This is a genomic window from Arachnia propionica, from assembly GCF_003932785.1.
GTDB lineage: Bacteria > Actinomycetota > Actinomycetes > Propionibacteriales > Propionibacteriaceae > Arachnia > Arachnia propionica_B.
Map to the genome: position 1 here is coordinate 1 of NZ_RQYT01000157.1, position 403 is coordinate 403.

1 pseudogene is annotated in these 403 nt (G+C 59.3%); it reads left to right on the forward strand.

What is annotated here, in order from left to right:
- Window positions 1–245, forward strand: a pseudogene (locus EII35_RS16335) (IS1634 family transposase); the annotation flags it as partial.
- Window positions 246–403 lie beyond the last annotated feature (158 nt).

A 403-nucleotide genomic window follows, 5' to 3' on the forward strand; every position in this document is an offset into this window, starting at 1 on the left:
GCCGCCCGCCCGATCTACCACCACAAACGAGACTCCATCAACGCTCACCTCACCATCGTCTTCGCAGCCCTGGCCATCGCCCGCTGGCTCGAGACACGCACCAAAGTCAGCATCCGACATCTCGTCAACACCCTCTGCCGCTCCGCACCATCACCATCCAAGCCGGCGACCAGATCATCACCGCCGAAGACCCCCTCCCTCCAAACATCACCACCTGGCTTCACGCCATCCAAGGAACGCACTAAATGAGCCAAGTCAGGCCCTAATCGTGATATATGAGGATGGGTCGGTTGGCTCGAAGTTTGATCGTCCCGAAGCCACCTTCGAATCGGTAGTAGCTTCCTCCCCAGGCCAGCACTTCCAAATTGCCGTAGTCCTTGGAGCCGTCGGCGTCAATGGCAGG